The 10,875-nt window shown below is 74.9% G+C and carries 11 protein-coding genes; 8 read left to right on the top strand and 3 right to left on the bottom strand.

Annotated features, from left to right (window positions below; genetic code table 11):
* A partial coding sequence (locus GA0070558_RS06285; RefSeq protein WP_256091787.1) for a transposase domain-containing protein occupies positions 1-186 on the bottom strand: 186 nt, incomplete at its 3' end.
* A 225-nt stretch (positions 187-411) separates the two neighbouring features.
* Between GA0070558_RS06285 and atzF the strand changes: the two genes are divergently transcribed.
* The 5 genes from atzF (at position 412) to GA0070558_RS06260 (ending at position 5,778) form a co-directional block, all read left to right on the top strand.
* On the top strand, positions 412-2,214 hold the full coding sequence (atzF, locus tag GA0070558_RS06280) for an allophanate hydrolase (RefSeq protein WP_091276723.1): 1,803 nt from the start codon (positions 412-414) through the stop codon (positions 2,212-2,214).
* Between the two features lie 28 nt (positions 2,215-2,242).
* Positions 2,243-2,932: a biuret amidohydrolase gene (biuH, locus tag GA0070558_RS06275; RefSeq protein ID WP_091276718.1), complete on the top strand. Its 690-nt coding sequence runs from the start codon at positions 2,243-2,245 to the stop codon at positions 2,930-2,932.
* Positions 2,933-2,940: 8 nt separating this feature from the next.
* On the top strand, positions 2,941-3,633 hold the full coding sequence (locus GA0070558_RS06270; protein WP_091276716.1) for a cysteine hydrolase family protein: 693 nt from the start codon (positions 2,941-2,943) through the stop codon (positions 3,631-3,633).
* A 13-nt stretch (positions 3,634-3,646) separates the two neighbouring features.
* Positions 3,647-5,284, top strand: coding sequence for a regulator (locus tag GA0070558_RS06265; protein WP_091276714.1), 1,638 nt, complete (start codon positions 3,647-3,649; stop codon positions 5,282-5,284).
* A gap of 86 nt (positions 5,285-5,370) precedes the next feature.
* Complete coding sequence (locus GA0070558_RS06260) at positions 5,371-5,778, top strand: AtzH-like domain-containing protein (protein WP_091276712.1); 408 nt, start codon at positions 5,371-5,373, stop codon at positions 5,776-5,778.
* Positions 5,779-5,794: 16 nt separating this feature from the next.
* Here the strand turns inward: GA0070558_RS06260 and GA0070558_RS06255 are convergent, their stop codons facing one another.
* Both GA0070558_RS06255 and GA0070558_RS06250 read right to left on the bottom strand, forming a co-directional pair.
* Complete coding sequence (locus tag GA0070558_RS06255; protein WP_091276709.1) at positions 5,795-6,586, bottom strand: SAM-dependent methyltransferase; 792 nt, start codon at positions 6,584-6,586, stop codon at positions 5,795-5,797.
* A gap of 31 nt (positions 6,587-6,617) precedes the next feature.
* A complete protein-coding gene (locus GA0070558_RS06250) occupies positions 6,618-7,382 on the bottom strand; it encodes an SDR family NAD(P)-dependent oxidoreductase (protein WP_091276775.1) in 765 nt (254 codons plus the stop codon).
* A 192-nt stretch (positions 7,383-7,574) separates the two neighbouring features.
* Between GA0070558_RS06250 and mshA the strand changes: the two genes are divergently transcribed.
* From mshA to GA0070558_RS34940, 3 genes are all read left to right on the top strand, one after another.
* Complete coding sequence (mshA, locus tag GA0070558_RS06245; RefSeq protein ID WP_091276706.1) at positions 7,575-8,939, top strand: D-inositol-3-phosphate glycosyltransferase; 1,365 nt, start codon at positions 7,575-7,577, stop codon at positions 8,937-8,939.
* A gap of 108 nt (positions 8,940-9,047) precedes the next feature.
* The gene (locus GA0070558_RS06240) at positions 9,048-9,581 is read left to right on the top strand and encodes a type III secretion system chaperone family protein (protein WP_091276703.1); all 534 of its coding nucleotides are present in this window, start codon (positions 9,048-9,050) and stop codon (positions 9,579-9,581) included.
* Between the two features lie 78 nt (positions 9,582-9,659).
* On the top strand, positions 9,660-10,664 hold the full coding sequence (locus GA0070558_RS34940; protein ID WP_091276700.1) for a hypothetical protein: 1,005 nt from the start codon (positions 9,660-9,662) through the stop codon (positions 10,662-10,664).
* Positions 10,665-10,875: the final 211 nt, after the last annotated feature.

The following is a 10,875-nucleotide window of genomic DNA, read 5'->3' as shown; positions in this document are numbered from 1 at the left end:
CAAGCAGCCGGCCAGCAGCAGGTACACCACGACCCGGGCCGGCAACAGGCGCACACGTCGCTGCGTACGCCGGGTCGCGGCGAGGACGTCATCGACCATCTCGAACGGCACGAGGCGGGTCAGCTCACCGAGATGACCCGCCGCGAACGGTCCGGCAGCTACCGTGACCGTCCGTGTTATGGCAATCTGTTCCACCGAGCGGGGTTCCTGGTTCGGGTTGTCTTGGAGTGACAAACCTTGATACCGGAACCCCGCCTCTCACACCCTGATCAACACACCCCTTGACCAGCCCCGCCACGCCCTAACTGAACGGCGTTGCGACTAGCCGGGGCGGGCCGGCCCGCCGCCGGCGTCATGTCGTCGTTACCTGTCGCGCCGTTCCCTGTAACAGGACTGTCGACAATCGACTGTATGTCAGAACGCATCGGATCGCTCGCGGAGCTGCGGTCGGCGTACCGCGAGGGCGGCCTCACCCCCGCCGCCCTGGCCGAGCGCGTGCTGGCCGGGCTCGCCGGCCGCGACGGCGCGCCGGTCTGGATCAGCACCGTCCCGGCCGACCGCCTGCGGGCCCACGCCGCCGCGCTGGGCCGCGACGGCGACCCCGCGACGCTCCCGCTGTACGGCATCCCGTTCGCGGTCAAGGACAACATCGACGTCGCCGGCATGGTCACCACGGCCGGCTGCCCCGACTTCGGGTACGAGGCCAGCGCCGACGCGCCCGTGGTGCGCCGGCTGCTCGACGCCGGCGCGCTGCTGGTCGGCAAGACCAACCTCGACCAGTTCGCCACCGGCCTGACCGGGGCCCGCTCGCCGTACGGCAGCTGCGAGAGCGTCTTCGGCGGGGGGCTCGTCTCCGGCGGCTCCAGCTCCGGCTCGGCCGTCGCGGTCGCCAGCGGCCAGGTCAGCTTCGCCCTGGGCACGGACACCGCCGGCTCCGGCCGGGTGCCGGCGGCGCTCAACGGCATCGTCGGGGTCAAGCCCACCCGCGGCCTGCTCAGCACGGCCGGCGTGGTGCCGGCCTGCCGCTCGCTGGACTGCGTCTCGGTCTTCGCCGCCGACGTGGCGGACGCCGTGGACGTGCTGCACGCCGCTCGCGGCGTCACGGCGGCCGACCCGTGGGGGCGTCCGCTGCCGGCCGAGCGGGTGCCCGCCCGCCTGCCGGGGGCGCTACGCCTCGGCGTGCCCCGGGCGGAAGACCTGGAGTTCTTCGGCGACACCGGCCAGCGGGAGCGGTTCGCCGCCGGCGTCGGGCGGCTGCGTGACCTGGTCGGCCACGCGCAGCCGGTGCCGCTGGGCCCTTTCTTCGAGGCCGGGGACCTGCTCTACCAGGGGCCCTGGGTGGCCGAGCGGCTGACCGGGCTGGACGACTTCCTGCGGGAGCGCCCCGAGGCGGTCCTGCCCGTCACCCGGGCGGTGCTGGAGACCGGCCGGCGCTACGACGCGGTCGACGCCTTCCGGGGCCGGCACCGGCTCCGCGAGCTGCGGGCCCGGGTCGACCGCGTGTGGCGGGAGGTCGACGCGCTCGTCGTGCCCACCGTCGGCACCACGTTCACGCTCGCCGAGATCGCCGAGGACCCGATCGGGCGCAACGCCGTGCTCGGCCGCTACACCCAGTTCGCCAACCTGCTCGACCTGGCCTGCGTGACCGTGCCCAACGGTTTCACCGCCGCCGGCCGGCCGGCGAGCCTGACCCTGGTCGGCCCGGCGTTCAGCGACACCACCCTGGCCCGGCTCGCCGCCGCCCTCGCCGCCGGGGCCGACGTGGGAGCGGCCGACGCCCCGCCGGCAGCCGCCACCACCGGGCCGGGACCGGCGGAACTGCTCGTCGCCGTCGTCGGGCGGCACCTGACCGGCGAGTCCCGCAACGGGGAGCTGACCGACCGGGGAGCCACGCTCGTCGCCGCCACCCGGACCGCGCCCTGCTACCGGCTCTACCGGATGGCCACCCCCGACGGCGAGGGGCTGCCCGGCTTGGTCCGCGTCGAGGCGGCCCGGGGTCACCGCATCGACATCGAGCTGTGGCGGCTGCCCGCGTCCGCCGTCGGCGGGCTGCTGGCCGGCGTCCCCGCCCCGCTCTCGCTGGGCTGGGTCCGGCTGGACGACGGGAGCAGCGTCCTGGGCTTCCTCTGCGAGGCGTACGCCGCCGGGCCGGACGCCGAGGACATCAGCGCCGCCGGGGGCTGGCGGGCGTACCGCAGCGCCGCCCGGCGATGAGCGGCGACGACAACAGGAGGAGGAGAGGATGGCAAGGATCGGGCCGGTAACCGCTAACCCCTACCCGTGGCCGTACGACGGCGCGGTCGACACCACCCGCACCGCGTTGCTCTGCATCGACTGGCAGACCGACTTCTGCGGGCCGGGCGGCTACGTCGACGCGATGGGGTACGACATCAGCCTCACCCGGTCCGGCCTGCCGGCCACCGCCCGGCTGCTGGCACACGCCCGGTCGCTCGGGATGCTCGTCGTGCACACCCGCGAGGGGCACGACCCCGACCTGGCGGACCTGCCGCCGAACAAGCGCTGGCGCTCGGCGCGGATCGGCGCCGAGATCGGCGGCGCCGGCCCGTGCGGCCGGATCCTCGTCCGGGGCGAACCGGGCTGGGAGATCGTGCCCGAGGTCGCCCCGACGCCCGGCGAGGTGGTCGTCGACAAGCCCGGCAAGGGCGCGTTCTACGCCACCAACCTCGACCTGGTGCTGCGCACCCGCGGCATCACGCACCTCATCCTCACCGGCATCACCACCGACGTCTGCGTGCACACCACCATGCGCGAGGCGAACGACCGGGGGTACGAGTGCCTGATCCTCGCCGACTGCACCGGCGCGACGGACAAGGGCAACCACGACGCGGCGCTGCACATGGTGACCATGCAGGGCGGCGTCTTCGGCTGCGTCGCCACGTCCGACGACGTTATCGCGGCGACGGCGAGGTGAGTCGCGAGATGCCGACCGTCGCCGCCGCCCGGCCCACCCCGTACACCTTCGACATCGCGACCACGGTGCTGCTGGTCATCGACATGCAGCGCGACTTCCTGGAGCCCGGCGGGTTCGGCGAGAGCCTGGGCAACGACGTCGGCCAGTTGCGCCGCACCATCGCCCCGCTGGCGGCGCTGCTGGCCGGCGTCCGCGCCGCGGGCCTGACCGTCGTGCACACCCGCGAGGGGCACCTGCCCGACCTGTCCGACTGCCCGCCGGCCAAGCTCCACCGGGGCGCGCCGAGCAAGCGGATCGGCGACCCGGGCCCCAACGGCCGCATCCTCGTGCGGGGCGAGTACGGCCACGACATCGTCGACGAGCTCGCGCCGCTGCCCGGCGAGCCGGTCGTCGACAAGCCCGGCAAGGGCGCGTTCTACGCCACCGGGCTGGACGCCCTGCTCGCCGAGCGGGGCGTCCGCAGCCTCCTGGTCACCGGAGTCACCACCGAGGTGTGCGTGCACACCACCGTCCGGGAGGCCAACGACCGCGGGTACGAGTGCCTCGTGCTCGCCGACTGCGTCGGGTCCTACTTCCCCGAGTTCCAGCGGGTCGGACTCGACATGATCGCCGCCCAGGGCGGGATCTTCGGGTGGGTCGCCGAGTCCACCGAGGTGCTCGCCGTGCTGCCCAGCACCACCATGTCGCAACCCTCCTCCTGAATCGGGAGCAGCCATGGTCACCCCCAAGCCCCCCGCCGCCCCGCTCCCGTTCTGGGTGCGCGGCGACACCAACGCGTTCTTCGGTTTCGGCGTCAACGTCCTGGTCAACGTGCTCACCCTGACCGGGCTCTGCCTGGCCGTGGTGAAGCTCCCCGAGGGGGAGGTGTTCGGCACGATCCTGCCGGCGCTGGGCATCGCGCTGGTCGCCGGCAACATCTACTACACCTTCCTGGCGCGCCGGCTGGCCCGGCGGGAGAACCGGTCCGACGTGACCGCCCTGCCCTACGGGCCGAGCGTGCCGCACATGTTCATCGTCATCTTCGTCATCATGCTCCCGATCTACCTGCGCACGCAGGACCCGGTGCGGGCCTGGGAGGCGGGGCTGGCGTGGGCCTTCATCATCGGCGTGATCGTGCTGATCGGCGCGTTCGTCGGCCCCTACATCCGCCGGTACGCGCCCCGGGCCGCGCTGCTGGGCACCCTCGCCGGGATCTCCATCACCTTCATCTCGATGAACCCGGCCGGGCAGATGTGGCGGATGGCCTGGATCGCGCTGCCCGTCTTCGCGTTGCTGCTGATCGGCCTGCTCACCGACGTCAGGCTGCCGTTCAACTTTCCGATCGGGCTCGCCGCGCTGCTGGTCGGCACGGCGCTCGGCTGGGCCGGCGGCGCGATGTCGGTGCCGGACGTCACGGCCGCCGCCCGGGACATCGCGATCGCCGTACCCTCGGTCAAGCTCGACCTGCTCCTCACCGGCCTGGCCGACATGGCGCCGTTGCTGGCGACGGCGATCCCGTTGGGGGTCTACAACTTCACCGAGGGCATGTCCAACGTGGAGAGCGCGGCGACCGCCGGCGACAACTACAACCTGCGCAGCGTCCTGCTCGCCGACGGCGCGGGCGCGGTGATCGGCGCGGCCCTCGGCTCGCCGTTCCCGCCCGCCGTCTACGTCGGGCACCCGGGCTGGAAGGCGGCGGGTGGCCGGAGCGGCTACTCGATGGCGACCGGCATCGTGATCGCGATCCTCTGCTTCCTCGGCATGTTCGGCCTGCTGGCGACGATCTTCCCGACGGCGGCGATCGTGCCGATCCTGCTCTACATCGGGCTGCTGATCGGCGCGCAGGCGTTCCAGGCGACGCCCCGGGCGCACGCCGCGGCCGTGGTCGCCGCGCTGATCCCGAACATCGCGGCCTGGGCCACCAGCCAGATCGACAACACGCTGGCGGCGGCCGGCACCACGGCCGCCGAGGTGGGCGACGAGGCCCTGGCCGGCGCGGGCGTGGTCTACGACGGCCTGCTCGTGCTCGGCCAGGGGGCGATCCTCGCCGGCCTGGTGCTCGGCGCGGTGGTGGTCTTCGTCATCGACAAGCGGTTCGTCCGGGCGGCGATCTTCGCCGGGGCCGGCGCGGTGCTCTCGTTCGTCGGGCTCATCCACGGCGAACGGATCGAGTGGAACGCGAACGGCCCCGTGGCGCTCGGCTACCTCTTCGTCGCGGCGGTCTGCGGGATCTTCGCGCTGGGCCGGCCCGCGCCCCGGGTCCCCGAGCCGGAGGAGATCGAACTGGACCGCCTGCACGGCGAAGCCGCCGCCGAGCCGACCGTCGCCGGGCCCGCCGACGGCGGGCAGCGGGAGGGCGCGGTGAGCGGCTGAGGCCGCCGGCCCGGTCGGGCCGGCGGCACCGGCCGCCCGACCGCGCCCGCGTACGCCCGGCCCGTCGTGCGAAGGAGGACACCCGCGTGGAGATCGACCGGACCGACGTGGTCGCCGAGGTGGCGGCGGCCTTCGCCGGCTACGAACAGGCGCTGGTCGACGGCGACGCCGACCGGATCTGCGGACACTTCTGGGACGCCGACCGGACCGTGCGGTTCGGCATCGACGACCACCAGTACGGGCTCGACGCGCAGCGCGCCTGGCGGGCCGACCAGCCGCCGCTGCCGCCCGGCCGCCGCCTCGTCGACACGGTGATCACCACCTTCGGCGTCGACCTCGCGGTGGTCACCACCCGGTTCGGGTACGCCGACGCCGCAGCCCGGGGCCGGCAGACCCAGACCTGGGTACGCCTGCCCGCCGGCTGGCGCATCGTCACCGCCCACGTCTCCGAGCCCACCACCGGCGGCTCGACCCCGCCCGGGGAGACGCGCTGAGCCGCCCGCCCCGGGCTCAGGCGTCGGACCTGGCGGGGGCGACGGCGGACCAGTCGACGGTCAGCTCGCCGTGCCGCCAGCGGCGGGGCCCGTCGGCGACCGGCCAGCCGGCGTCGCGGACCGCCGCCACCGCCCGCAGCCACCGCTGGCGGGGCCCGAAGGGGGCGTACGCGGCGGCGGAGCGCCACGCGTCGTCCAGGTCGCGGAGCAGGTCGTGGATCGCCTCGCCCGGCACGTTACGGTGGATCAGCGCCTTCGGCAGCCGCTCGGCCAGCTCGGCGGGACTGCCCAGCGTGGTCAGCTTCGCCGCCAGGGTGAGCGTGCGCGGGCCCTCGGAGTCGATCAGCAGCCAGCCGCCGAGCCGCCCCAGCTCGTCGCAGGTGCCCTCGACCAGCAGCCCGCCCGGGGCCAGCCGCCCGGTGACCGTCCGCCAGGCGGCGGCGACCTCGGCCTCGTCGTACTGCCGGAGCACATTGAACGCCCGGACCAGGGCGGGCCGCAGCCCGGCCAGCTCGAACCCGCCCCGGGCGAAGGTGAGCCGGGGCGGGTCGGCGGCCGGCTGCGCGGCGGCGACGCGTACCGGATCGATCTCCAGCCCGACCACCCGCACGTCGGCGCGGACCCCGGCGGCCAGCCGGGCGCGCAGCTCCACGGCGGTGACCGGGGTCGCGCCGTAGCCGAGGTCGACCACCAGCGGGTCCGCCGCGTCCCGCAGCCGGCCGCCGCACGTCTCGACGATCCAGTTGTCGACCCGACGCAGCCGGTTGGGGTTGGTCGTGCCCCGGGTGACGACCCCCTGCGGCCTCACCGCCGCCTCCGCCCGCGCGACCGGGGACCCATCAGCCCGCCCGGTGCACCTTGTGCTGCGCGGCCTGGGCCAGCGGGCGGACCACGAGCCGGTCGACGTTGACGTGCTGCGGCCGGGTCGCGCACCAGGCGACGCAGTCGGCGACGTCCTCGGCGACCAGCGGCTCGGCCACCCCGGCGTAGACCGCGTCGGCACGGTCGGCGTCGCCGCCGAAGCGGACCAGCGCGAACTCGTCGGTCCGCACCATCCCCGGGTCGATCTCGATCACCCGGACGGGCCGGCCGCACAGCTCCAGCCGCAGCGTGCCGGCGACCGCCGTCTGCGCGTGCTTCGCGGCGCTGTAGCCGCCCCCGCCCTCGTAGACGACGTGGCCGGCGGTCGAGGAGACGATCACGATCGTGCCGGCCCCGGACGCCTCCAGCGCGGGCAGCAGCGCCTGGGTGACCCGCAGGGTGCCGAGCACGTTCACGTCGTACATCCACTGCCAGTCGCCCACCGACCCGGACTCCACCGGGTCGAGCCCGCGCGCGCCGCCGGCGTTGTTGACCAGCAGGGTGACCAGCCCGGGGGCCGCCGCCGCGGCCGCGGCGAGGCCCGCCACCGACTCCGCGGACGTGACGTCGCACTCGACGGCGGCGGCCGACCCGCCGGCCGCCCCGATCTCCGCGACGAGCGCGGCCAGCCGGTCGGTGCGCCGCGCGGCGGCCAGCACGTGGAACCCCTCGGCGGCCAGCCGGCGGGCCGTGGCCGCGCCGATCCCGCTGGACGCCCCGGTGACGATCGCGACAGAGGTCATCGGGCCATTCTCACCCCGCCGGGACGCCGCGCGCGCCGCCGGCCGGCCGCCCGCGTCGATGAGGTCCGTCACGCCCGGGGGCCGCCGGTACGAATTTCCGGTTCCCGATGGGGAAGATGACACGCGGCGCGCAGGTTGACCGAGGAGCGCCGGTCGTGCGGGACGGCATCAACCGTGACAGAGGGAGCGGACGTGGCGGAACAGCACACCGGCGTGGGTCGTCAGCGAGGTATCCAGCCGTGGCCGCGCCCCCGGCGCATCGCCACCCTGTCGGTGCACACCTCGCCCCTGCACCAGCCCGGCACGGGCGACGCGGGCGGCATGAACGTCTACATCCTGGAGATCGCCCGCCGGCTGGCCGAGGCCGACGTCGAGGTGGAGATCTTCACCCGGGCCACCTCCGGCGACCTGCCACCGGTGGTCGAGATGTCCCCGGGCGTGCACGTCCGGCACGTCACCGCCGGCCCCCTGGAGGGGCTGACCAAGGAGGAGCTGCCCGGCCAGCTCTGCGCGTTCACGGCCGGGGTGCTGCGCACCGAGGCGGCCCGCCCGCCGGGCCACTACGACCTGATCCACTCGCACTACTGGCTCTCCGGGCAGGTCGGCTGGCTGGCCAAGGAGCGCTGGGGGGTGCCGCTGGTGCACACCGCGCACACCCTGGCCAAGGTCAAGAACGACCGGCTCGCCGCCGGTGACCGCCCCGAGCCGAAGGCCCGGGTCATCGGCGAGGAGCAGGTCGTCGCCGAGGCCGACCGGCTGGTCGCCAACACCCGGGTGGAGGCCCGCGACCTGCTCGACCGGTACGACGCCGACCCGGCCCGGGTCGCCGTGGTCGAGCCCGGCGTCGACCTGGACCGGTTCCGGCCCGCCGCCGGGGACCGGCACGCGGCCATGCTCGCCGCCCGCCGCCGGCTCGGCCTGCCCACCACGGGGTACGTGGTGGCCTTCGTCGGCCGGATCCAGCCGCTGAAGGCCCCCGACGTGCTGATCCGCGCCGCCGCCGCCCTGCGGGAACGGGACCCGCTCCTCGCCGACGAGCTGACCGTGGTGATCGTCGGCGGCCCCAGCGGCAGCGGGCTGGACCGGCCCACCGCCCTGATCGAGCTGGCCGCCTCGCTCGGGATCGCCGACCGGGTGCGCTTCCTGCCGCCGTGCACCGGCGACGACCTGCCGGCCGTCTACCGGGCCGCCGACCTGGTGGCCGTGCCGTCGCACAACGAGTCGTTCGGGCTGGTCGCCCTGGAGGCGCAGGCGTGCGGCACGCCCGTGCTGGCCGCCGCCGTGGGCGGCCTGGTGACCGCCGTCCGGGACCAGGTCAGCGGGGTGCTCGTCAACAGCCACGACCCGGTCGACTGGGCCCGTACGCTGGCGGGGCTGCTGCCGGACCGGGCGCGGCGGGCGACCCTGGGGCGGGGCGCCGAGCAACACGCCCGCAACTTCTCCTGGGACCGCACGGTCGGCAACCTGCTCGCCGTCTACGGCGAGACGATCGCCGAGCACCGGGAGCGGTTCGCCAGCCGGCTCGCGGCGGACCGGGCGCTCTCCTGCGCCTGGTGAGGTGCAAGGAAGGGCCCCCTGTTAACGCATACGGTAGAGAAGGGCACCCTTCTCACCGCGCCGCCGCCGCGCCGTCGCGCCACCGCTGGCGGCCGTAGAGTGGGGCGGATGAGCGCGAGGAGCCAGGTGGCCGCCCTGATCGAGTCGGTCTGCGCCGAGCGGGAGCTGGCGGTCGAGTCCACCGGCGAGGCGTCGTACGCGGTGACCCTGCCCGGCACCCACAAGCTCAAGACGATCTGCAACCTCGTCGTCGGCGAGCACGCGCTGCGGATCGAGGCGTTCGTGATGCGCCAGCCGGACGAGCGACGCGAGGAGCTGTGGGCCTGGCTGCTGCAGCGCAACGCGCGGATGTACGCCGTGTCGTTCTCCATCGACGCGGTCGGCGACGTCTACCTGACCGGCCGGGTGAACCTGGCGGGGGTCGACGAGGACGAGCTGGACCGGCTGCTCGGCAGCGTGCTGACGTACGCCGACGAGTCGTTCGACACGATGCTGGAGATCGGCTTCGGCAGCGCCATCCGGCGGGAGTGGGAGTGGCGGGTCAAGCGCGGCGAGTCCACGGCCAACCTGGCGGCGTTCGCGCACCTCTTCGAGCCGTCGCCCGCCGGCCGGGCCACGGCGGGAGGTTCGGAGCCGTCCTGACGGGTATGCCGCACCGCGCGGTGCGGCACTGGGATCCACCGCGCGCCGAGGACGGACTGTCAAGGAGCGGAGCATCCCATGGCTCAGCGGAACAGCTCAGGTCGCGGCGGGGCTGCGACCAGGACGAGACGGCAGACGGGCAACCAGACCCCGAACACCCCGACGATCTCCGAGTCGGAGATCTCCCGCATGCGGGTGGACGACATCCGCGGCCAGCTGCGTCGTCGGGGCGTCGCCGGGATCTCCGTGCTGCGCAAGCCGGAGCTGGTGAAGGCCCTGGCCCGTACCCTGCGCGCCGAGGGCCGGGGCGCGGCGCGGCGCAGCACCGGGCCCGCGGGCCGCGCCAGCGGCACGAAGGCCAAGACCGCCGGGGGTACGCGCACCGCGGCCGCCGCCCGAACGAAGGCGACCCCGGCCCGGGCGAAGGCTTCCCCGGCCCCGACGCGGGCGAAGGCGGCCCCGGGCCGGGCCAAGGCGGCCCCGTCCCCGGCGCGGGCGAGGGCGGCCCAGAGCCGGGCGCGGGCGACGGCGTCCCCGGCGCGGGCGAAGGCGACCCCGACGCGGGCGCGGGCGACGGCGTCCCCGGCGCGGGCGAAGGCGACCCCGACGCGGGCGGCCAAGGCGGCCCCGGCTTCGGCCTCGGCGCGCCGGGCCGCTTCGGCGAGGAAGGCGGCCCCGGCGCGGGCCGGCCAGGGCGCGGCCCAGCGGTCGGCGATCCGGACCGGCCGGTCGTCGTCCCGGTCGGCGCGGTCCTCGCAGCCGATCACCTCGCTCCAGGACCGGCCGGAGCGTCCGGGGCGCAGCCTGGTCACCACCAACCACGACGTGATCCGGCGCTGGGCGCGGGAGCGCAACGCCCGGCCGGCCACGATCGCGGGCACGGAGCGCAACGGCCGGGCGGGGGTGCTCACGTTCAACCTGCCGGGGTACCGGGAGAGCAGCCGGGTGCGGGAGATCACCTGGGACGAGTGGTTCCGCACCTTCGACGGCCGCCGGCTCAACCTGATCTACCAGGAGCAGCTGCGCGACGGCCGGCAGAGCAACTTCTTCCGCACGGAGTCACCCGATCGTGAGGACGCCTAGGCGTTTGCGGGGCCGGCGCACGGGTAGTCCCGGTGTGCCGGTGGTGACCCGGCGAACGGGTACGGTTTCGGACGGTGATGTTGTGACCGGCGAGACAGCCGTTCCGGGTTGAATCCGCAACCAGGGGAAACTAGCTTTATTGCACGCGCCACGCTCGTAACCGTTCGGGGGAGCGGTGGATCGATCAGATCCGTGCACGAGTGCAGGCGCA

The sequence above is a fragment of the Micromonospora haikouensis genome (assembly GCF_900091595.1).
Lineage (GTDB): Bacteria > Actinomycetota > Actinomycetes > Mycobacteriales > Micromonosporaceae > Micromonospora > Micromonospora haikouensis.
This window is presented reverse-complemented; position numbering and strand designations above follow the sequence as displayed.

Excerpts from the sequence above, each read along its gene's own strand:
- atzF (WP_091276723.1), top strand. The coding sequence starts at position 412 with ATGTCAGAACGCATCGGATCGCTCGCGGAGCTGCGGTCGGCGTACCGC.
- biuH (WP_091276718.1), top strand. The coding sequence starts at position 2,243 with ATGGCAAGGATCGGGCCGGTAACCGCTAACCCCTACCCGTGGCCGTAC.
- GA0070558_RS06270 (WP_091276716.1), top strand. The coding sequence starts at position 2,941 with ATGCCGACCGTCGCCGCCGCCCGGCCCACCCCGTACACCTTCGACATC.
- GA0070558_RS06265 (WP_091276714.1), top strand. The coding sequence starts at position 3,647 with ATGGTCACCCCCAAGCCCCCCGCCGCCCCGCTCCCGTTCTGGGTGCGC.
- GA0070558_RS06250 (WP_091276775.1), bottom strand. The coding sequence starts at position 7,382 with ATGACCTCTGTCGCGATCGTCACCGGGGCGTCCAGCGGGATCGGCGCG.
- GA0070558_RS06240 (WP_091276703.1), top strand. The coding sequence starts at position 9,048 with ATGAGCGCGAGGAGCCAGGTGGCCGCCCTGATCGAGTCGGTCTGCGCC.
- GA0070558_RS34940 (WP_091276700.1), top strand. The coding sequence starts at position 9,660 with ATGGCTCAGCGGAACAGCTCAGGTCGCGGCGGGGCTGCGACCAGGACG.